The sequence below is a fragment of the Sphingomonas sp. G5 genome, from assembly GCF_052660795.1.
Map to the genome: position 1 here is coordinate 1,452,442 of NZ_CP109660.1, position 24,658 is coordinate 1,477,099.

General features: G+C 71.6%; 21 protein-coding genes. 13 read left to right on the forward strand and 8 right to left on the reverse strand.

Going from position 1 to position 24,658, the window contains the following annotated elements:
• Positions 1-841: 841 nt before the first annotated feature.
• Complete coding sequence (locus NE358_RS07030; protein ID WP_289942453.1) at positions 842-3,220, reverse strand: M1 family metallopeptidase; 2,379 nt, start codon at positions 3,218-3,220, stop codon at positions 842-844.
• A gap of 219 nt (positions 3,221-3,439) precedes the next feature.
• Positions 3,440-4,174, reverse strand: a complete 735-nt coding sequence (locus tag NE358_RS07035; RefSeq protein WP_289942454.1) for an exonuclease domain-containing protein — start codon at positions 4,172-4,174, stop codon at positions 3,440-3,442.
• Positions 4,175-4,501: 327 nt separating this feature from the next.
• Between NE358_RS07035 and NE358_RS07040 the strand changes: the two genes are divergently transcribed.
• Positions 4,502-5,374 carry an alpha/beta fold hydrolase gene (locus NE358_RS07040; RefSeq protein WP_289942455.1) on the forward strand — a complete coding sequence of 291 codons (873 nt, stop codon included), beginning with the start codon at positions 4,502-4,504 and terminating at the stop codon, positions 5,372-5,374.
• Positions 5,375-5,401: 27 nt separating this feature from the next.
• Here the strand turns inward: NE358_RS07040 and NE358_RS07045 are convergent, their stop codons facing one another.
• Positions 5,402-5,962 (reverse strand): CGNR zinc finger domain-containing protein, encoded by a 561-nt coding sequence (locus tag NE358_RS07045; protein WP_103209755.1) that lies wholly within the window; start codon positions 5,960-5,962, stop codon positions 5,402-5,404.
• 71 nt (positions 5,963-6,033) lie between these two features.
• Between NE358_RS07045 and NE358_RS07050 the strand changes: the two genes are divergently transcribed.
• Positions 6,034-7,026 (forward strand): EamA family transporter, encoded by a 993-nt coding sequence (locus NE358_RS07050; RefSeq protein ID WP_141376862.1) that lies wholly within the window; start codon positions 6,034-6,036, stop codon positions 7,024-7,026.
• 22 nt (positions 7,027-7,048) lie between these two features.
• Here the strand turns inward: NE358_RS07050 and NE358_RS07055 are convergent, their stop codons facing one another.
• Positions 7,049-7,522 carry an Lrp/AsnC family transcriptional regulator gene (locus NE358_RS07055; protein ID WP_056232426.1) on the reverse strand — a complete coding sequence of 158 codons (474 nt, stop codon included), beginning with the start codon at positions 7,520-7,522 and terminating at the stop codon, positions 7,049-7,051.
• Positions 7,523-7,696: 174 nt separating this feature from the next.
• Here NE358_RS07055 and pdhA point away from each other — a divergent pair, with 174 nt between their 5' ends.
• From pdhA to NE358_RS07070, 3 genes are all read left to right on the forward strand, one after another.
• Positions 7,697-8,821, forward strand: coding sequence for a pyruvate dehydrogenase (acetyl-transferring) E1 component subunit alpha (gene pdhA, locus NE358_RS07060; protein ID WP_103210004.1), 1,125 nt, complete (start codon positions 7,697-7,699; stop codon positions 8,819-8,821).
• Positions 8,822-8,897: 76 nt separating this feature from the next.
• Complete coding sequence (locus NE358_RS07065; protein WP_141376858.1) at positions 8,898-9,905, forward strand: alpha-ketoacid dehydrogenase subunit beta; 1,008 nt, start codon at positions 8,898-8,900, stop codon at positions 9,903-9,905.
• Positions 9,902-11,392, forward strand: a complete 1,491-nt coding sequence (locus NE358_RS07070; protein WP_289942456.1) for a dihydrolipoamide acetyltransferase family protein — start codon at positions 9,902-9,904, stop codon at positions 11,390-11,392. The genes NE358_RS07065 and NE358_RS07070 overlap by 4 nt, the downstream gene beginning before the upstream one ends.
• Positions 11,393-11,932: 540 nt before the next feature.
• Here NE358_RS07070 and NE358_RS07075 read toward each other — a convergent pair.
• Entirely contained in the window at positions 11,933-12,769 is an 837-nt protein-coding gene (locus tag NE358_RS07075) for a TetR/AcrR family transcriptional regulator (protein ID WP_289942457.1), read from the reverse strand.
• 124 nt (positions 12,770-12,893) lie between these two features.
• On the opposite strand from NE358_RS07075, the gene NE358_RS07080 reads away from it, so the two are divergent.
• The 5 genes from NE358_RS07080 to NE358_RS07100 are packed head-to-tail and all read left to right on the forward strand — an operon-like array spanning position 12,894 to position 19,013.
• A complete protein-coding gene (locus NE358_RS07080; RefSeq protein WP_289942458.1) occupies positions 12,894-14,561 on the forward strand; it encodes a carboxyl transferase domain-containing protein in 1,668 nt (555 codons plus the stop codon).
• A 15-nt stretch (positions 14,562-14,576) separates the two neighbouring features.
• Complete coding sequence (locus NE358_RS07085) at positions 14,577-16,559, forward strand: acetyl/propionyl/methylcrotonyl-CoA carboxylase subunit alpha (RefSeq protein WP_289942459.1); 1,983 nt, start codon at positions 14,577-14,579, stop codon at positions 16,557-16,559.
• The gene (locus NE358_RS07090; RefSeq protein WP_289942460.1) at positions 16,556-17,731 is read left to right on the forward strand and encodes an acyl-CoA dehydrogenase family protein; all 1,176 of its coding nucleotides are present in this window, start codon (positions 16,556-16,558) and stop codon (positions 17,729-17,731) included. The genes NE358_RS07085 and NE358_RS07090 overlap by 4 nt, the downstream gene beginning before the upstream one ends.
• Positions 17,728-18,195, forward strand: a complete 468-nt coding sequence (locus tag NE358_RS07095) for a MaoC family dehydratase (protein WP_289942461.1) — start codon at positions 17,728-17,730, stop codon at positions 18,193-18,195. Before NE358_RS07090 ends, NE358_RS07095 begins: the two co-directional genes overlap by 4 nt.
• Positions 18,192-19,013 carry an HpcH/HpaI aldolase/citrate lyase family protein gene (locus NE358_RS07100; RefSeq protein WP_289942462.1) on the forward strand — a complete coding sequence of 274 codons (822 nt, stop codon included), beginning with the start codon at positions 18,192-18,194 and terminating at the stop codon, positions 19,011-19,013. Before NE358_RS07095 ends, NE358_RS07100 begins: the two co-directional genes overlap by 4 nt.
• A gap of 52 nt (positions 19,014-19,065) precedes the next feature.
• Here the strand turns inward: NE358_RS07100 and NE358_RS07105 are convergent, their stop codons facing one another.
• Positions 19,066-19,653: a histidine phosphatase family protein gene (locus NE358_RS07105; RefSeq protein ID WP_289942463.1), complete on the reverse strand. Its 588-nt coding sequence runs from the start codon at positions 19,651-19,653 to the stop codon at positions 19,066-19,068.
• Positions 19,654-19,834: 181 nt separating this feature from the next.
• The gene (locus tag NE358_RS07110; RefSeq protein ID WP_289942464.1) at positions 19,835-20,647 is read right to left on the reverse strand and encodes an alpha/beta fold hydrolase; all 813 of its coding nucleotides are present in this window, start codon (positions 20,645-20,647) and stop codon (positions 19,835-19,837) included.
• A gap of 202 nt (positions 20,648-20,849) precedes the next feature.
• Between NE358_RS07110 and NE358_RS07115 the strand changes: the two genes are divergently transcribed.
• The 3 genes from NE358_RS07115 to NE358_RS07125 all read left to right on the forward strand — a co-directional run bounded on the left by NE358_RS07115 (position 20,850) and on the right by NE358_RS07125 (position 23,693).
• The gene (locus NE358_RS07115) at positions 20,850-21,950 is read left to right on the forward strand and encodes a cupin domain-containing protein (protein ID WP_103209733.1); all 1,101 of its coding nucleotides are present in this window, start codon (positions 20,850-20,852) and stop codon (positions 21,948-21,950) included.
• 136 nt (positions 21,951-22,086) lie between these two features.
• A complete protein-coding gene (locus NE358_RS07120; protein ID WP_289942465.1) occupies positions 22,087-22,911 on the forward strand; it encodes a fumarylacetoacetate hydrolase family protein in 825 nt (274 codons plus the stop codon).
• Complete coding sequence (locus NE358_RS07125) at positions 22,908-23,693, forward strand: maleylpyruvate isomerase family mycothiol-dependent enzyme (protein ID WP_289942466.1); 786 nt, start codon at positions 22,908-22,910, stop codon at positions 23,691-23,693. The genes NE358_RS07120 and NE358_RS07125 overlap by 4 nt, the downstream gene beginning before the upstream one ends.
• A gap of 341 nt (positions 23,694-24,034) precedes the next feature.
• Here NE358_RS07125 and NE358_RS07130 read toward each other — a convergent pair whose 3' ends face one another.
• The gene (locus NE358_RS07130) at positions 24,035-24,646 is read right to left on the reverse strand and encodes a flavin reductase family protein (protein ID WP_103209728.1); all 612 of its coding nucleotides are present in this window, start codon (positions 24,644-24,646) and stop codon (positions 24,035-24,037) included.
• Positions 24,647-24,658 lie beyond the last annotated feature (12 nt).

Below are 24,658 nucleotides of genomic sequence, written 5' to 3' on the forward strand. Positions count from 1 at the left end.
GCGACGTCGACGAGCGATTCGTGGGCAGGGGAAATGTCCTGGAATGCCGGTGTGCCAGGGCGGACGCCGTGCGATGGCGCAACGAGGGCCCGAGCTCATTTCGAGGGAGGAGAGGGATCTGCCGATGGAAATTTGCTGGCGGGGATGCCGGAGCCTGCGGGAGGGGTCAGGTGAGGGGATGGTCCCGATACTGCGCGCCCCGCGCAGAACGCGCGTCCCGCATTGGTCGGCGTCCAGACGCGCGACCCGGCTCCGCGGACCCCAACGCGAGTGCGCAGGGCCCTGGCGCCGAAAAGTGATCGCCCTCGGTTCTCGGGCGGAAACTCTTATCGTGGCCGCGTTCGCAGGTCGCGTGGCGGCGGCTCCAAATCACCACCTGGCACCGCGCCCGCTGACACGGACGTTGACGAGCTGCCGGCCGCTCGGAGAGATGACGCCCTGCGCAGGTGGCTAGGGCAGACGACGCTCCGCACCCGGTAACACGCAGGGTGATGCGGGCACCCGACGTCCCCCGCTCCCGGCGGCGCGCAGGGCGGTTTAATCAGATGTGCCCCTCCCGGCGGCGCGCAGGGCGGGGTGGTCAGGTGTGCTCCTCCCGGCGGCGCGCAGGGCGGGGTGGTCAGGTGTGCTCCTCCCGGCGGCGCGCAGAGCGGGGTGGTCAGGTGTGCTCCTCCCGGCGGCGCGCAGAGCGAGATGGTTAGATAACTCTTCCGCTCCCGGCGATGCTCCGGGTGGTCTGGCCAAACGACGCCCCCATCTCGGCCCATCCGGCGGGCTGTCCAGCCGAGAAGACGCCCCCACCCCCGGCAACCCGGGAGCAGGGGCGTCCTCGCCGAAGCGGTCAGACCGAATCCTCACCTCGCGCAACTCGCCGACGGCGCACCGCGACCACCGACAGCACCGCGCCGCCGATCAGCGCGGCCGCGGCCCACACCGCCGCCGTGATCGGCGCTTCCGAGCCGGTCGCCCCGAGCTGTCCGGGGGCGCGCGGCGCGGCCGGAGCCGATGCCGACGGCGAAGCCGAGGGTGACGCAGCCGCCGCCGCGGCCACCGGTCCGAAGGGGGCGCTCGTCCGCGTCTGGTCGAGGTAGCCGGCGCGACCGCCCGTGACGGTGACCGTCACCGTACGCCCCTCGGCGGTGGGCGGGATCGTGAAGGTCGAGGTCGTGGCATCCGGGATCGAGATCCCGTCGACGGCCCAGGAGTACGTGAACGAGGTGTCGTCGGTCCAACCGGCGGTGGTCGCCGTGAGCGTCGAGCCCACAGCGGTGTCGCCGGTGATGACCGGTGCCTGCGCATCGACCGGGTACTCCCGCACCGCGAGAGTGCTCGCGCACGATGCGCACGTTCCGCCGAGGCTCGGTGCGGCCTCGGTGGTCAGGGCGCCGCCCGAGGCCTCGTCGAAGACCGTCGCCGCGAACGTCGTCGCGGCGGTCTGGCCGGGATCCGTCGCGGGGATGGTCCAGACGAGGTCGTCGCCGGTCAGGGCGACACCGTCGGGCAGGGTGGCCGAGTCGATCGAGGCCCGATTCAGGATGCCGCCGACATCGAGCGTCGCGGTCGCAGAGGCGAAGGGAACCAGCCCGGTGTTCTCGGCCGTGAGCGTGTAGCTCGCGGTGGCGGCGCGCTCGAGCGGTGCGGTCGCGGACGACGTCAGCGAGAGCGTGAACTGATCGGGCCACGCGGGCTTGTCGGCATCCAGGATCCAGCCCTGATAGAACGCTCGCAGGTCGCGGCCGGAGAGTTCTTCGGCGAGCGCGAGAAGGTCGGCCCCCGTCTTACTCGTGCCGGCGTTGCGTGTCTGCCACTGCCGCGCGACGTCGAAGAACGCGTCGTCGCCGATCGCCACGCGCAGAGCCGCCCAGAACTGCGCCGAACGGTCATAGGTCTGGTAGCCGTACAGGGAGGCGGAGTCGGTCTGGGCGCCCGGGGCGATGCTCCAGGCGCCGTCGCCGGCCGGTGTGCCGCTCCACGCGTCGAACTGCTGCTCGCGTGAGGGGGTGCCTGTTCCGAACCCGTCGCTGCCGGCGTAGAAGCTCTCGGACCAGGTGGCCATGCCCTCGGCGACCCAGATGTCGGTCCAGGTCGTCGGGGAGACGTTGTTCCCGTACCACTGGTGGGCGAGTTCGTGCACGAGGGTGCTGAAGCCGATCCGCGTGGGGAAGAACGAGCGGTCCTGCGTCTCGAGCGCGTAGTTGATCCCGCGCGGGACGCGGTCGACGACGACACCCGCGCTGCGCCCCGGGTACGGACCGTAGATCGACTCGAGGTTGCGGATGATCGGGCCGAGTTGATCCACGGCGCTGGTCACGGTCGCCTTGTTCGCGGTCGTGGAGGTCGAATCGACGAACGACCACGCCGGGATCGTGCTGCCGTCGCTGAGCGTCACGGTCGATTCGATGACGTCGTAGCGGCCGATCGAGATGATGAGCAGTTCGGATGCCATCTGCTCGGTCTGCTGCCACGCCCACGTCGTGCGGGTGCCGTCGGCCGACGGCGTCGTCGAGAGCAGCTCGCCGTTGCTGACCGCGGCGGCCTGAGCGGACCCCTGACCCGCCGTGTCGCTCAGGGTCGTGGGGACATCGAGGGAGATCGAGTAGGTCGCCTTGTCGCCCGGGGTGTTGTTGTGCGGGAATCCGGTCATGTTGCCGACCGGTTGACCGAGCATGGTCGCCCCGTCGGTCGTGGCGTTCCAGCCCTCGTACGATCCGTCGGCGTCGACGTGGGCCTGCGGGACCCCGTGGTACGCGACCGTCACGCGGAACTCGCCGCTGACCGGGGAGGCGGGGGTGACGATGAGCTTGTGGCGGATCGCGCCGGCATCGCTGTCGCGCTGCCAGGCGGCGGGGGTGCCGTCGACGGTGACGGAGTCGACCACGAGTCCCTCGAAGTCGAGCGAGAAGCTGCGCAGTGGCTCGGCGGCACGGGCGGTCATGGTCGAGGTCGCGACCACGGAGCCCGCCACGACGGATCCGGTCTGTACCGCGTCGGGAGTCCATGCGAGGTCGATGTCGTAGTCGAGGGCGTCGTAGCCGCCGTTGCCGACGTTGGGGAACATCGCGTCTCCCGCGGTGCGTGCTCCGTCGACGGGGTCGGCCGCGACCGCCGGTGCGACGGCTGACGAGATCAGTCCGGCCACGAGCGCCGCGGCGCCGAGGGCCAGGAGGGGGCGACGGAGAACGGGATGCTTCGAGGGCGTGGCTGCGGAAGCGTGGCGCATGGGTTGTGTCGTCCATTCAGAAGGTGCGGCAGCGTCGCGCATAAGGTCGCCACCGAGAGCGTTGGCGCCACGCTAGGGGTGGCACGTTTCCGTGGCGTGTCGATCAAGGACGACGTTCGTCACAGGAGATGCATAGCGGAAGCAGAGCAGGGGCGCCCGGGCATCGACCGCTTCGGCGCGGCGGGGATCGAGGACGGGCGGTCGAGAAGCGGGACCGGGTCAGCGGATCGGCCAGGCCCCGTCGATCGCGGGAGCCGTGGCATCCAGCCGCCCGATCTTGACGAAGTACTCCGTGAGGCTCGCGGCCTGCGCGCGCGCCCACCCGATCTGGCGGGTGTGGAGCTCGTCGAGGGTCGAGGGCAGCCAGGGACCGAACTTCTCGGCGAGGGCGAGGGCGAGGCGGCCCGCCGCCACGGCGTCGGCGCAGGCTTCGTGGGCGGACTCGAGGGGGACGCGGTAGTGCTCGGCGACGACGGAGAGCGTGCGCTTTCCGCGGCGGTACCGGTCGAAGGTCTTGTCGACCACGAGCGGGTCGATGACGGGGGAGGGGTCGGCGATCGGGGCGACGCCGTGTCGTACGGCTTCGTTCTTCAGCATTGAGAAGTCGAAGGGCGCGTTGTAGGCGACGATCGGGATGCCGGCGGCGAAGAGCGCGCCGAGGGCTTCGACGACCTCGGCCACGACGCGCGGGGCCGGAGAGCCCTCGGCGCGGGCTCGCTCGGTGGAGATGCCGTGAATCGCCGCCGCCCCCGCCGGGATCTCGACGCCCGGGTCGGCGAGCCAGTCGCGGGCGTCGACGACGCGGCCGTCGGCGTCGAGCACACCCACGTGCGCGGTGACGATCCGATCGTTCTCGACATCGACGCCGGTCGTCTCGAGGTCGAACACGCCGACGAGGCGCGCCCACTCGGGCGTCTGAAAGAGGGGAAGCGGCTCGGCCTGCCACGTGGTCATGCGCTCACGGTAGAGCGGAGCTCCGACATCGCCGTCGAGGCGCGCAGAGCGGGAAGGATCACGAAGAGCGTTCCTGCCGACGGGTGCAGGAGGGAAGACGCGCCTGCCGGAGCACGGGCGCGAGAAAGGGCGAGCGCGGGTCGGCGCGGAGAAGCGGGCCAGGACGCGCGGCGACGGGAGGGGATCCGGCGAGCGCAGGATGCGTGGGGCGAGAGGTCTCCTCCCGTCGAGCAATCTCCTCCCGCACAACGCGAGGGCCTGCGCGCCCCCGCTCCCGGTGGATCGGTGCCGACGAGTCCTGCCCGACCCTCCTCGTAGACTCGACGCATGTCGAACCCCTACGCCGAACGACTCGCCCAGATCCCCGTCGTGCGGCGCGAGGCCGGTGTTCTCGGGGGGACGACGGCGTACTGGGTCTACGGCGACGACGACGCCGAGACGACGATCGTCGCGGTGCACGGCTTCCGCGGTGAGCACCACGGGCTCGATCCGGTGGTCGCGCATCTTCCCGGCATCCGCGTCATCTCTCCCGACCTCCCGGGATTCGGCGAGACCGCGCCGTTGGTCGGCCGCCCCCATGATCTCGACACCTACGCCGCGTGGCTGCGCGCGTTCGTCGAAGAGGTCGCTCCGGATGCCATCGTGCTCGGCCACTCGTTCGGTTCGATCGTGTCGTCCGCGGCGGTGGCGGGCGGGCTGTCGACGCCGAAACTCGTCCTCGTGAATCCGATCGGAGCGCCCGCGCTCGAGGGGCCGCGCGGGATCCTCACCCGCCTCGCCGTGTTCTATTACCTGGCGGGGGCCAAGCTTCCGCGCGCGCTCGGCGACGCACTGCTGCGCAACGGCCTCATCGTGCGCGTCATGAGCAACGCCATGGCCAAGACCCGCGACCCCGACCTGCGCCGTTTCGTGCACGAGCAGCACGACGAGTACTTCTCACGCTTCGCCGACCGCGACGTGCTGCACGAGGCCTTCGTCACGAGCGTCTCGCACGACGTGCGCGAGTTCGCCCCGCGCATCGCGCAGCCCACCCTGCTCATCGCGGCCGAGAAGGACGACATCACGCCCATCGAGGCCGAGCGCCACCTGGCGACCCTGTTCCCGGACGCGCGGCTCGTCGAGATCCCCGAGGTCGGGCACCTGATCCACTACGAGACGCCGGAGGCCGCGGCATTCGCGATCCGGGAGTTCGTGCAGTAGGCCTGCTCGATCAGGATCAAGACGGCCTCATGCCGGAGCGTCCGCCCTGCGTTTGCGGTACGCGTTGACGTTCATGCGGTTGCCGCAGTTGCCGGCGTCGCAGTAGCGCTTCGAACCGTTCTTCGAGAAGTCGACGTAGACGCCGTTGCAATCGTCGGCGTCGCACACGCGCACGCGGTCGTACTCGTCGGCGCGGATGACGTCGACGAACGCGAGGGCCGTCTCGACGAGGATGCGGGTCGCGAGAGGATCCGCGGGGTCGCTCGCGTGGATGTGCCAGTCGAGGCCGTCGTGACGCACGAGCTGGGGGAGCGCCCGCCCGTCGGCGAGCATCGCGTTGACCAGGGGGACGGCCCCGTCGCGATCCGCACTCCACAGCGCGAGCAGTCGGGGCCGGATGCCGCGCACGGCGGTCAGCTCGCGAGCGTCGCGCGTGCGCGAGCCGGTGTAGCCGTGGGTCTCGGTGAAGGCCTCGAGAGCGGAGGCGTCGACGAGGGTGTCGACCCCGCTGACCTCCGTGTGGGGCAGGGTGTTGACGAGCTCGACGGCGGCGCGCAGCACGAGTTCTGTGTCACGAATGAAGACCACGTTGACTCCTGACAGGTCGAGGCCGTACTGTCACGAGTGTAAACCCCCTTCACTCGTGACAGCAGGCCCGCATGACCACGTCTTCCGTGACCCTCCCGCCTCCCACCCACCGCGGTTCCACCGCCGTCACCGGGCTCGCGATCGCCGTCGCCTCGGCCCTGGCGTTCTCGTCGAGCGGTCCCTTCGTCAAACCCCTGCTCGACGGCGGGTGGTCGCTCGGCGCGGTGCTGCTCGTGCGGATGGGCCTCGCGGCGCTCCTGCTCTCACCCGCGCTCGTGCGCGCGATTCGCCGCCAGCGCGGGTTCGTGCGCCGGCACGGCTTGCTGATCGTGTCGTTCGGACTCACCGCCGTCGCCGGCTGCCAGCTCTTCTACTTCGCGGCGATGCAGCGGATGCCCGTGGCCGTCGCCCTGCTCATCCAGTACATCGCGCCGGTGCTCATCGTCATCGCCGTGTGGGTGCGCACCCGCCGCTCGCCGTCGAAGGCCGTGCTGATCGGCTCCGTCGTCGCGATGGCGGGTCTGGTGCTCGTCGTCGACATCAGCGGAGCGCGCTTCGACCTGCTCGGCACGATCTTCGCGCTCTGCGCCGCGGTGTGCGCCGCGGCGTACTTCGTCATCGCCGGGCGCGCGGGCGACGACCTCCCACCCCTCGCCCTGGCCGCCGGCGGCCTGCTCACCGGAACGCTGCTCATGGGGGTGCTGGTGCTCACCGGCGCGCTGCCTTTCGCCGCCCCCTCGATCACCGTGTCGCTCGCGGGGCTCGAGCTCCCCGGCATCCTGCCCCTGCTCTGGGTGGGAGCCGTGGCGACCACCGTCGGCTACGCGCTCGGAGTCATCGCGGTACCGCTGATCGGTTCGCGGCTCGCGTCGTTCGTGGGCCTCAGCGAGGTGCTGTTCGCGCTCGGGTTCGCGTGGCTGCTGCTGGGCGAGACGCCCGCGCCGATCCAGTTCGTCGGGGGCGCGCTGATCCTGGTGGGTGTGGTTCTGGTGCGGATGGATGCCGGCAGCCCGACCGAGCAGAAGGCGGAGACGGCGAGTATCCCGGTGGTGCCGGCGCCGTAGGTCGGGGCGCCGCGGGAGGGTGCTAGATCTCCTCGCGCGCCAGCTGCATCAGCGGGCCGACGCGATAGCCGATGACCTCGCCCATGACGAGCGAGGTCTCGGTGCGTTCGACACCCTCGATCGCGAGGATGCGGGCGTCGGTGTCGAACAGGTGTTGGGTGTCGCGGCACGCGACCCGCACGAGCAGGTCGACCTGTCCGCTGAGGCCGTGCGCCTGCAGCACCTCGGGCACCTTGGCGAGCTCGGCACGGATGGCCGGAAGCTCGGCCTGGCGCACCGTCACCTGAAGGAACGCCTCGATGGGAAAGCCCAGGGCCTCCGCCGACAGGGTGCGTTCGTACGAGAGGAAGACGCCCCCGCGTTCCAGGCGGCTCATGCGCGCCTGGACGGTGTTGCGGGAGAGTCCGAGTTTCTCGGCGAGCGCGACGACGGTGGCGCGCGGGTCGGCGGACAGGGCGCGGAGCAGGTCGAGGTCGACCGCGTCGAGCTTGCTCATGGTGCGAAACATTAGCAGCGCGAAGGTCGGTCGCGGTGGGCACGATGCTCAATATGACGACGAGGTCTTGAGCGGGGTGCATTCCGCGCGTACGGTCGGCCCCGTCGGCGGTGCTGCCGGCACCCGTACGCCCCGGCTCTCACGAGGAGCCCCGGCCGCACTGGAGGGATGACGATGACGTACACCCAGACGCGAGGCACTTCCCCGGGAAGCGCCGACGAGCACGACGGCGTCGACGACGTGCTCCGCCTTCTCGAGCCCGACGGCTCGCGGATCGCCGATGACACCCTCGACCCGTGGGTCGCCGACGTGTCGCCGCACGAGCTGCGCGCCCTGCACCGCGACATGGTCCTGACCCGTCGTCTCGACGCCGAGGGTGTCGCCCTGCAGCGCCAGGGTCAGCTCGCGCTGTGGGCTCCGTGCCGCGGCCAGGAGGCTACCCAGGTGGGTACGGCGCACGCCCTCGCCCCCGGCGACTTCGTCTTTCCCAGCTACCGCGAGCACGGCGTCCTGCTGGGCCGCGGGGCGCAGCCCGCCGACTACGTGCTCGCGTGGCGCGGTGAGGAGCACTCGGCCTACGACCACACGACCATCAATGCCGCTCCGCCCCAGATCATCATCGGAGCGCAGTCCCTGCACGCCACCGGGTGGGCGATGGGTGCTCAGCGCGACGGCTCCACCGACGTCGCCGTCGCCTACTACGGAGACGGGGCCACCAGCCAGGGAGACGTGAACGAGGCGATGGTCTTCGCCTCGTCGTTCCGCGCGCCCGTGGTGTTCGTCTGCTCGAACAACCAGTGGGCGATCAGCGAACCCGTCACCGTCCAGGCGAAGTACCCGATCGCGGGCCGGGCGCCGGGGTTCGGCATCCCGAGCCTGCGGATCGACGGCAACGACGCCCTCGCCTGCGTCGCCGCGATGCGGTGGGCGCTGGATCGCGCTCGCCGCGGTGAGGGGCCCTCGTTCCTCGAGGCCGTGACCTACCGCATGGGGCCGCACACCACCAGCGACGACCCCACCCGGTACCGGGACGCCGCCGAGGTCGAGGAATGGGCGCAGCGCGACCCCATCGCGCGCCTGGAGGCGTATCTGCGCGCCGAAGGGATGCTCGACGATTCCGGGATGGCCGAGGTCGATCGAGCCGCCGACGCGCTCGCCGCCGAAGTGCGCGCGGCGTGCATCGGAGCGACGACCCGCGCACCCGAGACGATGTTCGACCACGTATACGCGGAACCGCACAGTGGGCTCGCGCAACAGAAAGCGGAGTACGTCGAGTACCTCGCGGGGTTCGAGAAATGAGCGCCGTCACGCGTGGTTCCGGGATCGACGCGGGCCTCACCCGGGCGCACGAGAACGACGAGAAGGAGGCCTCGCGATGAGCACTCTCACCCTCGGCTCCGCGATCAACGCGGGCCTCTCGCGCGCCCTCGAAGGAGACGACAGAGTCCTCCTCATGGGCGAGGACATCGGCAAGCTCGGCGGTGTCTTCCGCGTGACCGACGGTCTGCAGCAGCGGTTCGGAGCCCAGCGCGTCGTCGACACCCCGCTCGCCGAGGCCGGCATCGTCGGCACCGCGGTCGGCCTCGCCCTGCGCGGCTACCGGCCCGTCGTCGAGATCCAGTTCGACGGGTTCGTCTACCCGGCATTCGACCAGATCGTCTGCCAGGTCGCGAAACTGCACTACCGCAGCAACGGGCGGATCCGGATGCCGCTCGTCATCCGCATCCCGTGGGCCGGGGGCGTGGGCGCGGCCGAGCACCACTCCGAGTCGCCCGAGGCGTACTTCGTGCACACCGCGGGGCTGCGCGTGGTCGCGGCGTCGAACCCGCAGGACGCGTACGTCATGCTGCAGCAGGCGATCGCCTCCGACGACCCGGTCGTCTTCTTCGAGCCGAAGCGCCTGTACCACTCCAAGGGCGAGGTCGATCTGGATGCCGACCTGGCCGACGCCCCGCCGATGCACCTCGCCCGCGTCGCCCGAGAGGGCACCGACGCGACGATCGTCACCTACGGCGCTCAGGTGCGTACGGCTCTCGACGCCGCGCTCGCCGCGGAGGACGAGGGCGTCTCGCTCGAGGTCATCGACCTGCGCTCGCTCTCGCCGATCGACATGAACACGGTCGCGGCATCCGTCCGCAAGACCGGGCGTGTCGTGGTCACGCACGAGGCCGCACGCGAGGCGGGGGTCGGGGCGGAACTCGTTGCGAGCATCACCGAGCAGTGCTTCCCCTACCTCGAGACACCGCCGCAGCGCGTGACCGGGCACGACATCCCGTATCCGCCCGCGAAGCTCGAGAAGCACCACGTGCCGGATCTGGATCGGATCCTGCACGCGGTGGATCGCGTGCTCGAGCGGAACACCGGATCGGAGGTCGTGCGATGATCACCGAATTCCGGCTTCCCGACCTGGGCGAGGGGCTCCCCGAGGCCGAGATCGTGCAGTGGCACGTGTCGGAGGGCGACACCGTCACCCTCAACCAGACGATCGCCGAGGTCGAGACGGCCAAGGCGATCGTCGAGATCCCCTCGCCCTACGCGGGCACCGTGCAGGGGCTGCACGCGGCGGCCGGAGACGTCGTCGAGGTCGGCTCGCCCCTCGTGTCGTTCGCGGTGGAGGGGGCGGATGCCGGCACCGCGGCGCCCGCGGGACACGCGCCGGCCGAGAGTCGGGCGGCCGAGTCCGCGGAAACGGCGATCGGCGCGGCCGACCGTCCCGCGCAGTCGAGAGCCGACGTGCCGCCGCCGCACCTCGCAGAACGGCGTGTCGCGGACGATCTCCGCACGACGGCACCGGAGGCGGGGGCGTCCGGGCGCGCGACGCCGAACCTCGTCGGCTACGGCGCCGCGCCGACCTCGGGCAGTCGCCCGCGTCGCCGTGCGCGCGGGGTCGCACCCGTCGCGCTCGACACCGACCACGCCGTGCGCGAGGCAGCCCCGCACGACATCGTGCGCACGGGCCCCATCGACCTTCCGGTCGAGCGTCCGCGGTCCACGCCGCCGGTGCGCAAACTCGCGAAAGATCACGGCATCGACCTCGTCCTGGTCGCGGCCGCCCATCCCGGCGAGACGATCACGCGCGCGCACGTCGAGGAGTACATCGCCCGTGTCACGGCTGCACACCCGGCCCCCTCGGCCGCGCCCGCGAGCGTCCCCGCCCCGCCGACCGGCGACCGCATCACGCGCACGCCGATCCGCGGGGTGCGCAAGCACACGGCGGCGGCGATGGTGCAGAGCGCGTTCACCGCTCCGCACGCGACGACCTTCCTCACGCTGGATGTGACCGCGACGACCGAGCTGCTGGCATCCCTCAAGACCGACCGCGCCCTCGACGGACACAGGATCGGGCTGCTGGCGATCGTCGCGAAGGCCGTGTGCCTCGCCCTCGGGCGCACTCCCGCGCTCAACGCGAAGTGGGACGAGGCGGCGGGCGAGATCGTCGAGCACCACTACGTGAACCTCGGGATCGCCGCCGCCACCGATCGAGGTCTCGTGGTTCCCGTCATCCCCGACGCCGACGCCCTCGACCTCGTCGACCTCGCCGACGCGATCGCCGACCTCGCCGCCACCGCTCGCGCCGGGCGCACCGCCCCCGCCGCGATGGCCGGTGGCACGTTCTCGATCACCAACGTGGGCGTGTTCGGAGTGGATGCCGGCACCCCCATCCTCAATCCGGGAGAGGCCGGGATCCTCGCCGTCGGAGCCCTGCGGCGCACACCGTGGGAGCATCACGGCGAGATCGCGCTACGCGACGTGCTCACGCTCAGCCTCTCGTTCGACCACCGGCTTGTCGACGGGGCCGAGGCGGCGCGCTTCCTCACCGACGTCGCCGGAGTGCTGCGCGAGCCCGGGCGCGCGATGCTGCTGCGCTGAGTCGTCGGTGCGGGCTTCGGCCCGGACCCGCCGACCGGGTGCCGGGGGAGTGGTCGCCCTCGGCACCTCCCGCGCGCGCGGGTTGCACGTGTCTTCGTTGAGTGTCCAGGACACCCGGGCGGGGTGCCGGGGGTGTCCGGGTTTCGTGGACACTCGAGGCTGGCGCGCGGGGTGGGGTGCCGGGGGTGGGACGGGCGCGTTGAGTGTCCAGAACGCCCGGGCAGGGTGCCGAGGGTGGGACGGGCGCGTTGAGTGTCCAGAACACCCGGGCGGGGTGCCGGGGGTGTCCGGGTTTCGTGGACACTCGAGCTCGGTAGGCGGGGTGAGATGCCCCGGCGGGAACGGGCGTGTCGTGTGTCCAAGGCACGCCGTGAGCCCCGCGCTGCGTCCGGCGTGTCGTGCACGCTCGCGTGGGGTGTGGGCGGGTGCTTGTTGGTTGAGTGTCCACAACACCCGGGCGGGGTGCCGAGGGTGTCCGGGTTTCGTGGACACTCGAGCTCGGTGGAGGTCGGCGTCCGGAGGCAGAGCGGATGCCGTGGCTCAGGCCGTCAGCGCTGCCAGGGCCATGCGGATGAGGGTGAGGCGGACACGGGGCGCGGGCACGCCCCGCACGCTGTGCGGCGTCGAGTTGATCAGGCCGAAGCACGCGAGGGCGCGCACGCGGCGCTCGGCCGGAGATTCGGCATCCCCGTCTCTCGCGGCGAGAGCCGCCGTCCACACCGACACGTAGGCGTTCTGCAGGTCGCGTACCGCGCGGCGGTCGTCGGGGGAGAGGCGGTCGAGGTCGCGGTCCTGCACGCGGATCACGTCGGCCTCGGCGAGCGCGAACGCGACGTGGAAGTCGACGAGCGCGCGCAGGACGGTGTCCGGATCGTCCGTGGTGTGGACGTCCGTGTCGGTGCGGGGGATCTCGCCCGCCGCGGACGGGGCGTCGGCACGGCGCCGCGCGGGACCGTCGCCCGGCGCCGCGGGAGCGCCCCCGACCGCGGGACCGTCCTCGACCGCGGGACCGTCCTCGACCGCGGGACCGTCCTCGACCGCGCGACCGTCCCCGACCGCGCGACCGCCCCCGACCGCGCGACCGCCCTGCAGCAACCGCGCGCTGACGTCGACGAGGATCGCGCCGAGCAGCGCCTGCTTGCTCGAGACGTGCCGGTACACGGCGGGGCCGCTCACCCCCGCCGCTTCGCCGATGTCGCCGAGGGTCACGCCGTCGAAGCCGCGCTCGGCGAACAGGCGCGCCGCGGCGGCGAGCAGGGCCGCGCGGCGATCGGCCTTGGCGCGGTCGCGCGCGGTGCCGACGGGGACGCGCACAGCCGCCCCGTGAGTCGGTGCCTCGTCCACGGCAGCCGTGGGCTTCTCGTTCGCTCTTGTCATCGGCATCCGCTCGGGCTAGCCTGGCATTTCAGTTAGTCAACATTAACTGAAACCCCATCCCGCGGGAACGACCCCGACGGGAACGACGGTGCCGTCGACGATGCGGCGCCGAGACGGAGCCGCCATGAGCACAGCACCGGTCACCGCGACAGCGTCCGACGCGGCACCGCCTGTCGCGCAGAAGCCCGCGGCCTCCGAGACAGGAGCGGTCGGACGCGCGACGGAAACCCCCGCCGCCGCGCCGACCCAGCGCGACCTCGCCAGCGAGCTCCGCGCCACTCTGGCCCGCGCCGCGCGCGGCGGGTCGGACGCCGCCCGCGATCGCCACACGGGCCGCGGCAAGCTCCTCGCACGAGACCGGATCGACCGGCTCCTCGACGAGGGGAGTCCCTTTCTCGAGATCGCCCCGCTCGCCGCCCACGGGCTCTACGACGGTGGAGCGCCCGGCGCCGGCGTCGTCGCGGGGATCGGTCTCGTCCACGGGCGTCATGTGATGGTGCTCGCCAACGACGCGACCGTGAAGGGCGGCGCCTACTTCCCCCTCACGGTGAAGAAGCACCTGCGCGCGCAGGAGATCGCCCTCGAGAACCGACTACCCTGCGTCTACCTGGTCGACTCGGGCGGGGCGTTCCTCCCCCTGCAGGACGAGGTGTTCCCCGACCGCGAGCATTTCGGCCGCATCTTCCGCAACCAGGCGCAGCTGTCGGCCCGCGGTATTCCGCAGATCGCGGCCGTCATGGGCTCGTGCACCGCGGGTGGGGCCTACGTCCCCGCCATGAGTGACGAGAGCGTGATCGTGCGCAACCAGGGCACGGTGTTCCTCGGCGGACCGCCCCTGGTCAAGGCCGCGATCGGCGAAGACGTCACCGCCGAGCAGCTCGGCGGCGGCGACCTGCACGCCCGCCGCTCGGGAGTCGTCGACCACCTCGCCGACGACGACGAGCACGCGCTCGAGATCGTCCGCGACATCGTCGCGACCCTCCCGCCGACCCCCGCGCCGGTCTGGCAGGTCGAGGCGCCCACCGAGCCCGCGCGCGACCCGAGCGAGCTCTACGACATCGTCCCCGCCGACATCGGTCAGCCCGTCGACATGCGCGCGATCATCGACACCCTCGTCGACGCCGGCACCCAGCACGAGTTCAAGGCGCTGTACGGCGAGAGCGTCATCACGACCTTCGCGCGCCTGCACGGACACCCGGTCGCGATCGTCGCCAACGACGGCGTGCTCTTCAGCGAGTCGGCGCTCAAGGCCGCGCACTTCATCGAGCTCGCCGATCAGCGGGGCATCCCCCTGCTCTTCCTGCAGAACATCACCGGGTTCATGGTGGGGAGGGATGCCGAGGCCGGGGGCATCGCGAAAGACGGCGCCAAGATGGTCACCGCCGTCGCGACCACCCGCGTCCCCAAGCTCACCGTGCTCGTCGGCGGATCGTACGGCGCCGGCAACTACGCCATGTGCGGGCGCGCGTACGACCCGCGGTTCCTATGGACCTGGCCCTCGAGCCGTATCTCGGTCATGGGCGGGGCGCAGGCCGCATCCGTCCTCTCCACCGTCACCCGCGAGCAGCGCGCCGCGCGCGGAGAGGAGTGGACGGATGCCGACGACGAGGCGTTCCAGAAACCCATCCGCGAACGCTACGAGGAGCAGGGCAGTCCGTACTACGCCACCGCTCGACTCTGGGACGACGGCGTGATCGACCCCGTCGACACCCGCACGATGCTCGGGCTCGCGCTCGACGTCGTCAGCCGCGTGCCGCTCGCCGACCGGGGCTTCGGCCTCTTCCGGATGTGATCGGGGATGACGGCGATGCCTGACCGCCCCGTCCGCGACATCGTCGCGCCGCGCGTCGATCCGCCCCGCATGTTCTCGTCCGTCCTCGTCGCCAATCGCGGTGAGATCGCGCGCCGGGTGTTCCGCACGCTCCGCCGTCTCGGCGTCCGTTCGATCGCCGTCCATACCGACGCGGATGCCGATGCGCCCCACGCCCGTGAAGCCGACCACGCCCTGCGCGTGCCGTCGTATCTCGACGTCGACGCGGTGGTCGCCGCCGCGGTGTCGTCGGGGGCGCATGCCGTGCACCCGGGGTACGGCTTCCTCAGCGAGAACGTCGGCTTCGCCCGCGCGTGCGCCGCGGCCGGGATCGTCTTCGTCGGCCCCGGGGTCGAGGCACTCGAGGTGATGGGCGACAAGATCCGCGCGAAGGAGCACGTCGCCGCCCACGGGGTGCCGACGGTCCCGGGGTTCTCCGCCGAGGGGTTGAGCGACGACCAGATCGCCGCCGAGGCGGATCGCGCGGGATACCCGCTGCTGGTGAAGCCCTCCGCGGGCGGAGGCGGCAAGGGCATGACCGTGGCCACCGGCCCCGACGATCTCGCCGACGCGCTCGCCACCGCCCGCCGCGTGGCCGCCGCGGCCTTCGGCGACGACACCCTGTTGCTCGAGCGTCTGCTGGAACGCCCGCGGCATATCGAGGTGCAGGTGCTCGCCGACGCGCACGGCACGACGCTCTCGCTCGGCGAGCGCGAATGCACACTGCAGCGACGGCACCAGAAAGTGATCGAGGAGGCCCCCTCGCCCGTCGTCGACGCAAACACCCGCCGACGGCTGGGTGAGGCCGCCGTCGCCGCCGCCCGCAGCGTCGGATACCTCGGCGCGGGCACCGTCGAATTCCTCGTCGCGGGCGACCGCCTCGACGAACCCTTCTTCATCGAGATGAACACGCGCCTGCAGGTCGAGCATCCCGTGACCGAGATGGTCACCGGTATCGACCTCGTCGAGCAGCAGCTGCGGGTGGCCGCGGGCTTCGCGCTCGACCTGCCCGAAGTTCGTCTCGACGGGCACGCGATCGAAGCGCGCGTGTACGCCGAGACGCCCTCGCGCGGCTACCTCCCCGCGACGGGGACCGTGAGCCTCTGGCATCCGGCATCCGCCCGCGTCGACAGTGCCGTCGAGACCGGCAGTGTCATCGGCTCTCTGTACGACCCGATGATCGCCAAGGTGATCGCGCACGGCCCCGACCGCGAGACGGCCCTCGCCCGACTCGACGCCGCCCTCGCCGACACGGTCGTGCTCGGCGTCGACACGAACATCGCGGATCTGCGCGCCCTGCTGGCCGACCCGGCGGTGCGCGCGGGTGACCTCGACACGGGGCTGCTGGATCGGCGGGGGACTCCGGAGGCTCCGGAACCGTCGCAGGCCGCGCTCGCCGCCGTGGCGCAGAGAGCCGCGGATGCCGGGACCCCGGCCGACGGCTCCGTCTGGGGACGCGTCGGGGCGTGGCGGGCCGGGGGAGCGGCGGCGGCTCGCACGGTGTCGATGCAAGACGACGCCGGGCAGGTGCACGCGATCGCGCCGGGTGCCGCCGAAGAGGCGGTCGTGACGGGCGGACCGGTGGAGTACTGGGTGCACGCCGACGGGGGAGCGCACCGGTTGCGAGTCGTGTCGCGGCGAGATGCCGCCCAGCGCCGCCGGACCGCCGCGGGTCGCGCGCCCGGGGCCGTCGATCCCGACCTCGTCGCCCCTCTCCCCGGAACCGTCGTCGCCGTGCACGTCGTCGACGGAGACAGCGTCGAGGCCGGCGCCCGGCTCGTCACCATCGAGGCGATGAAGATGGAGCACACGGTCGTGGCCCCGCACTCCGGGACGGTGCGGCTGCGCACCTCCGCGGGCGCGCAGGTCGCGCGAGACGCGGTGGTCGCGACGGTGAGCCCTGAGATTCCCCCGTCCCGCGATTCCGCTGGCATCCCGGCATCCCACCCCGCTTCTTCCCACAAGGAGACCCTCCCGTGAGCATCGACAGCCAGCAGGCCTTCACCGACGACGAGCGCGAACTGAGCGCGATGGTGCGCGAGTTCGCCGACGAGGTCATCGCGCCGCGCTCGTATGAAGCCGACCGCGCGCACGAGCTGCCCCTCGATCTCGTCGAGCAGATGGGGGAGCTCGGGCTCTTCGGCCTGCCGTTCCCCGAGGAGGTCGGCGGGCAGGGCGGCGATTACGCGAGTCTGTGCGTCGCGATCGAGGGCGTCGCGCGCGTCGACCAGTCGATGGCGATCACCCTCGAAGCGGGGGTGGGCCTGGGCGCCATGCCCATCTACCGCTACGGCACCGACGCGCAGAAGGCCGAGTACCTGCCCGACCTCGTGGCGGGTCGCTCTCTCGCCGGATTCGGACTCACCGAGGCCGAGGCGGGCAGCGATGCGGGCGCCACCCGCACCACCGCGCGACTAGAGGGGGGCGAGTGGGTGATCGACGGGTCGAAGCAGTTCATCACCAACTCCGGCACCGACATCACCCGGTTCGTCACCGTCACCGCCGTGACCGGCCGCACGAACGAGCGCCCCGAGATCTCGACGATCATCGTGCCCAACGGCACACCCGGCTTCACCGTCGGCCCCGCCTACGACAAGGTCGGCTGGAACGCCTCCGACACGCACCCCCTCACGTTCGACGGCGTGCGGGTGCCCGAGGCGAACCTGCTCGGTCAGCGCGGGCACGGGTTCAAGAACTTCCTCCGCACGCTCGACGAGGGCCGCGTCGCGATCGCCGCCCTCGCCACGGGAGCCGCAGAGGGATGCCTCGAAGCGGCCGTCGACTACGCCCGCAGCCGCACGGTGTTCGGGGAACGCCTGTCCACCCGGCAGAACATGCAGTTCCTGCTCGCCCGCATGCACGCCCGCGTGCACACCGCCCGCCTGGCGTGGGTGCACGCCGCGCGCCTGTGCGACGCCGGCAAGCCCTTCACGGTCGACGCCGCCGTCGCCAAGATCACGGCGAGCGATGCCGCCATGGCCAACGCGCGCGACGCGACACAGGTGTTCGGCGGCAACGGCTTCATCAACGAGTACCCCGTGGCCCGTCACTACCGCGACTCGAAGATCCTCGAGATCGGCGAGGGCACCACCGAGGTGCAGCTCATGGTGATCTCGCGCGCGCTGGGGCTCACGGGTACCGTTGCCGCATGATCGAGCAGCGCGGCCTGTACCTGGAGGAGTTCGTCGTCGGTGAGAGGTACGCGCATCGCCCCGGCCGGACCGTGACGGATGCCGACAACGTGGTGTTCACGACCCTCACGATGAACGCACAGGCACTGCACCTGGATGCCGCGTACGCCGCGACCCAGCCCTTCGGTCGACCCCTCGTCAACTCGATGTGGACGCTGTCGACCCTCGTCGGCCTCTCCGTCGCGCAGCTGACGCAGGGCACGCTCGTCGCGCAACTGGGGCTCACCGACGTGAGCTTCCCCGCGCCGCTGTTCGTCGGTGACACCCTCACCGCCGAGACCGAGATCGTGTCGCTGCGTTCTTCGGCATCCCGTCCGGGTCAGGGCGTCGTGGTCATGGCTCATACCGGGTGCTCGCAGAACGGCGAGGTCGTGGCGACCGCCACGCGGACGGTGCTGGTGTGGGCGCTGGAGGGGCGGGCGTGAGCGAGGCGACCCGCGCGTTCACCCTCGGCCCCGCGTTGTTGTTCGTCCCCGCCGACCGGCCCGAACGGCTGTCGAAAGCCCTCGAGCGGGCGGATGCCGCGATTCTCGACCTCGAAGACGCCGTGTCCGCGGACGCCAAGTCCTCGGCCCGCGACGCGATGATCGCCGCCGACCCCGACCCCGAGCGCGTGATCGTGCGGGTGAACGGGCCGCGGACGCCGGACTTCGGGCACGACCTGGCCGCCCTCGCGCACACCCGGGTGCGACGCGTGATGGTCGCCAAGGCCGAGGACCCGGCATCCCTCGGTCTGCTCGAGCGGTTCGAGGTGATCGCCCTGTGCGAGACGGCACGGGGGATCGTCCACGCCGAGCAGCTCGCGGCGCTCCCGCAGGTCGTGGCTCTCATGTGGGGCGCGGAGGATCTGGTCGCAAGCCTGGGCGGCACCTCGAGCCGCCGCGACGACGGGGGCTACCGCGACGTCGCGCGCCTGGCGCGGGCGCGCGTACTGCTGGCGGCGGGGGCTTTCGGCAAGCGGGCCATCGACGCCGTGCACGTCGACATCGCCGACCTGGAGGGGCTCTCCGCGGAGGCTCGGGATGCCGCGGCATCCGGTTTCGCCGCCACGGCGTGCATCCACCCGGGGCAGGTCGCGACGATCCGCGAGGCGTACGCCCCGAGCGCGCACCTCGTCGCCTGGGCGCGGGGAGTGCTCGACGCGGCGGAGGGGGAACGGGGCGTGTTCCGTTACGAGGGACGCATGATCGACGAGCCGATCCTGCGGCACGCACGGTCGGTGGTGGCACGCGCGACGTCGTGAGGAGACCCCTCAGGTTCTCGCGCGACGCCCGGTGTGTGCGGAGACGGGGATCTCAGCTCGCGACGCCGGCGTAGGCCAGCATCTCCCAGCGGTCGCCTTCGAGGCGGAACGTCGTCGCCGAGCAGTTCGGCAGGCGCTCGCCCTCGCGCGGGAACTCCCCGTCGGTGGCGAACATGATGACCTCGCGGATGAGTGCGCCGTGGGCGACGGCGATCACGTCGACGCCCACGGGAGCGGATGCCACGGCCTCGGCGATCGCGGTGAGGGCGCGCTCGCGCACCACCGGCCAGGTCTCGGCGCCGGGGACGTCGGCCGCGTGCCACGGGCCGTAGGTCCGGTAGAAGGTCGGGGCGTCCATCCCCTCGGCGTCGCCGTACGAGCGCTCCTGCAATCCGGGCAAACGGCGCGACACGGTGGTGCCCAGGGCCGCGGCGATGATGTCGGCGGTCTCGGCGGCACGACCCAGGTCGCTCGACACGACGATGACGTCGCGCCCCGCGTACTCGGCGGCGAGCGTGTCGGCGATGCCCCGCGCCTGCAGACGACCGGTGTCGTTCAGGGGGATGTCGGTCGAGCCCTGGATCCGCCCCTCGTAGTTCCACGCGGTCTCGCCATGTCGCACCAGAGTCAGGATCGTCACCGTTCGAGCCTAACCCGGGGGTGGGGTGCGCATCCCGCCGCCTGTACCGACCGCCCGCCCCTCGTGCCGCGCGCGCAGGCTCCGGGCGCCCGAGCGGTCCGATGGACGGCGGAACCGCCCCGACTCGCGGGGCCCCCGGCGCGGTCGGGGCGCGCGCCGGGGGCCGGTCCGGGGGCGGGGGCTACCGAACGACCGCGGCGGTATCGAGCGCGTCGACCACGACGCGGGTGAAGCCCCGCGGATCGGCGAGGTGCGCGAAGTGATCGGCGCCCTCGATGTCGGTGATGCCCGCGCCGGGGATGATGTTCGCCAGATCGTGAGCGGACTGATACAGGAACGACGTGGTCGCCGTGCCCGCGATGAGGTGGGTCGGGTCGTCGATCTCGGCGTAGGGCGCGAGGTCGCTGCCGAGGGCGTCGATCTCGGCGAGCTCGCGCACCCACGTGGGGGTCAGGGGCACGCTGGCGCCCCACAGCGGTGTCTCGCGGATGAACGGGATCGCCTCGGCGGGCACGCGCACGAAATTCACGAGCGCGTACTCGAGGGCGGCGTCGAGGTCACCGGCATCCACGAGTTCTCGGTAACCGGCGAGGCGGTCGCCCGCGACGGGGCCCTGCACGGCGAGCGGAGGCTCGTAGGCGAGGAGGGTGCCGCCGCCGAGGCCGTGCTCGCGCGCGTAGGCGAGGGTGGCGAGGGCGCCGAACGAGTGGCCCAGGAGGTGTGCTCCCGGGCCGGCGACCTCCCTCATCGCGGCGATGTCGGCGACCTCGTGGGCGAGGGAGTAGTCACCGGCATCCCCGGTGCCGCCGCGGCCGCGTCGGTCGTACACGTAGAGCGTGACGTGCTCGGCGAGCGCTTCGCTGACGGGGATCCACTGCTCCTTCGTCGCGATGCTCCCGTGCGTCACCACGAGCGCGGGCCCCCGGCCGCGGCGGAAGTACGAGATGGGAGTGCCATCGGACGAAGTGGTCGCGTGGTGCTCGAGTTCGGACATGCTCTGCCTCCTTGCAGATCGGCGTCGATGCTCTCACCGGGGCCGTGGCGCCGTGCCGCGGCATCCCGTGGCGACATGGTGTAACAGATTCGCGTCTTGCGCAAGGAAAATGTCTCGCCTCATCGAAACGTGTGACAAAAGTGCGTTGCGCAACGAAGCGAAGTAATGCAACCTGGAACCACGCCGACGTCGAGGAGGACCGATGAGCGAGACCATCACCCCGGTCGAGAACGCGATGCAGCCCGAGGACACCCCCGAACTGCGCGCCCTGTACCGAGGATTCGACGAGCAACACCTCATTCCCCTGTGGACGCAGCTCGACGACCTCATGCCGCAGACCCCGCAGCCCAAGGCCCTGCCGTGGGTCTGGCGGTGGAGTGCCCTGCAGCCCCTGGCCGAGCGCGCCGGCGATCTTGTGCCCGTCGGGCGCGGCGGAGAGCGCCGTGCGATCGGTCTGGCCAACCCCGGAATGGGCGGACGCGCCTACATCTCGCCGACGCTGTGGGCGGCGATCCAGCAACTCGGCCCCCGCGAAACGGCACCCGAGCACCGGCACTCGCAGAACGCCTTCCGCTTCGTGACCTCCGGCGAGGGCGTCTGGACCGTCGTCAACGGCGATCCGGTGCGGATGAGCCGCGGCGACTTCCTGCTCACCCCGGGCTGGCACTTCCACGGGCACCACAACGAGACCGACGAGTCGATGACGTGGATCGACGGCCTCGACATCCCCTTCGCGTACCAGATGGACTCGGGGTTCTTCGAGTTCGGTTCCGAGAGGGTCACCGACGAGGCGACCCCCAACTACTCCCGCTCGGAACGCCTGTGGGCGCATCCGGGCCTCTTGCCGCTGGCCGGCCTGCGTCGTACCGTGTCGAGCCCGATCGGCGCTTACCGCTGGGAGCACACCGACGCCGCCCTGACCGACCAGCTGTTGCTCGAGAACGAGGGGATGCCGGCCACCGTCGGTCCCGGTCACGCCGCCGTGCGCTTCGCGAACCCCACCACCGGGGGAGACGTCATGCCCACCATCCGCGCGCAGTTTCACCGCCTGCGCGAGGGGGCTTCGACGCCGGTGCGACAGGAGGTCGGCTCCAACGTCTACCAGGTGTTCGACGGCACCGGACGGGTCCTGCTCGGCGACACCGAGCACACCGTCGAGCACGGCGACATCTTCGTCGTGCCCAGCTGGTGCCGCTTCCGCGTTCAGGCCGAAACGCGCCTCGACCTGTTCCACTTCAGCGACACCCCGATCTTCGAGGGGCTGGGACTGTACCGCGAGTTCGAAGAGGAGACCGACCGATGACCCTGCGCAGAAACCCCTCCGATTCACACCGGGCGAACGGCCCGCGACGGGGGGAGGCGGCGATGACGCTCCGCACAACTCTCCCGGCCGTCGGTGTAATCGCTCCGTATGCCGGAGTCGTCGAGGGGAATCGTCCATGAAGCTCTGCACCATCCTGTGGAACGGTGACACCGCCGCCGCCCGTGTCGAGGGCGATCGCGCTGTCGTGCTGGAGGGGTTCGCCGACGTCGGAGCCGTGCTGCGCGCCGGGGCTCCATCGGCGGTGGCGTCGCTGGAGGGGACGGTCATCGCGCTGGGTGCCGTGCGCTACGCGCCCGTGATCGTGGCACCGAGCAAGATCGTGTGCGTCGGTCTGAACTACCGCGCCCACATCCTGGAGATGAAGCGCGAGCTGCCCGAGTATCCGGTGCTGTTCGCGAAGTTCGCCGACACCCTCGCCGCGGCCGGTGAAGAGATCGCCCTGCCGCCGGAGAGCCCCGAGATCGACTGGGAGGGCGAGCTCGCGGTCGTCATCGGCGCCACCGTGCGCCGTGCGTCGGACGAGGAGGCCGAAGACGCGATCGCCGGCTACACCATCGCGAACGACGTCTCGATGCGCGATTGGCAATTCCGCACCCGCGAATGGCTGCAGGGCAAGACATGGGAGCGCTCGACGCCGCTCGGGCCGGTGCTCGCCACCCCCGAGGAGATTCCCTCTGACGCCCGGATGACCACGACCGTCGACGGCGTGCAGAAGCAGGTCGGCGACATCCACGACCTGGTCCACGGCCCCGTCGACCTCGTGCGGTACGTCTCGACCATCACGACCCTGCGCCCCGGTGACGTCATCCTCACCGGAACCCCCGGCGGCGTCGGGCACGCCCGCGAACCCCGCGAGTATCTGGCATCGGGAAGCGTGGTCGAGGTCGCGATCGACGGGATCGGGACGTTGACCAACCGATTCGTCCCGGAAGAGCCGTGAGCGGCGCCCCGCTGAGCCCCGAGCAGCTCGCCCTGCGCGAGCGGCAGGGGGCGGGCGCGCGCTACGACGCCGACGCCGCCCCGCACGCGCACCTCGATCTCGCGCGCCGGGGCACCGCGTACTTCGCCCGGCGGCTCATGCAGCTCGACGACGCCGACCTCGACGCGCCGAGCCTGCTGCCCGGATGGACGCGTCGTCACCTCGTGGCGCATGTCGGCTACAACGCCCGTGCCGTCGCCCGACTCGTCGAATGGGCGCGGACGGGCGTGGAGAACCGCATGTACGCCTCCGACACGCAGCGGTGGGACGAGATCGTGCTCGGCGCGACCCTGCCGACCCGCGCGCTGCGCCACCTCGTCGACCACGCCGCCGTGCACCTCGACGTCGAGTGGCGTGATCTCACCGACGCGCAGTGGGATGCCGAGGTCGTCACCGCGCAGGGACGCACGGTGCCCGCGCGCGAGACGGCGTGGATGCGCGCCAAGGAAGTGTGGGTGCACACGGTCGACCTCGACAATGGCGGCTCGTTCCTCGACTTCCCGCCCGAGATGGTCGACGGCATCATCGCCGACGTGCTGCGCGCCTGGACGCGCCGCAGCGAGCCCGGCGCGGTGGTGCTGCGGGCCACCGACCGAGACGCCGCACCGGGGGAGTACGGCGAGGGCGGCCCCGTGGTCGAGGGCGCCGCGGCAGACCTTGCGCGCTGGCTCGCCGGCCGCGGTGCGCGGCGGCTGCGGGTCGTGGGCGGTGGAAAGCTGCCGGCGATCGCGCGCTGGTTCTGAGGGCGCGCCGTCGCGACCGCTCGCGGACGTGCTCCGTGTCGGGCGACGCGACTCGCAGGCGGATGTCACCCGAGCGGAACTGCGGGACGGCGCGCGCGGGGCCCACGGCGAACTCTGTGACCTGCGCTCGGGCGTCGCCCGTGACGTCCTCGATGACGAAGCTGCCGCCGTCGGCCCCGGGTGTCCCCGGATCGTGCGGACCTTCGTGTTCTCGAGATCGCCGTGCTCGATCTCGGACACCTGAGGTCGTCCGACGCTGATGCGCTCCGCACCGAGCCGGGGTGAGTCGACGTCTCACGGGGCCCCGTGCAGACCCCACGGGGTCTCACGCGTGGAGTATTTCACCCGCCTGGAACCGGCGGCAGCTCGACCACCTCGCCGAGCGGGGTGTACCGCGGGCCGGCGAGACGGCCGATCGGCCGCAGCAGCTCGGTGTCGATGCTGGCCGCACCGGTCGAGCCGAGCCGCACGACGTCGTCGCGGATCGACCAGGCGACCACCGTGCCGACGACGAACTCGCCGCCCGTCGGGCTGAATGCGGTCGTTGAGTGGTAACGGCACTCCATGCGCACGGGGGCGTCGGCCAGGCCCGGGATGCCGATGATGCGCGACTCCGCGAGTGCGAGACCCAGGCGGTCGGCCTCGCCGACCTCCGGCGGCATCCATTCCGAACTCGCGTGCAGCGCTTCGAGCATCGCCTCGTCGGCGATGTTCACCACGAACTCGCCCTGCTCCTCGATGTTGCGCACGGTGTCCTTGCGGCCGTTCGCGCGCTTGTTGACAGTGAAGCCCAGCATCGCGGGATGCTGGCTCACCCAGGTGAACGAACTGAACGGGGCGAGGTTCACGGGCTCCCGCCCGCTCGTCACCCACGCGATCGGGCGAGGCACGACCGATCCGACCAGCAGGCGGTACGTGTCGGCGGGGGAGAGCCCCGCGGCGTCGATGAACATCGAACGTTCCTT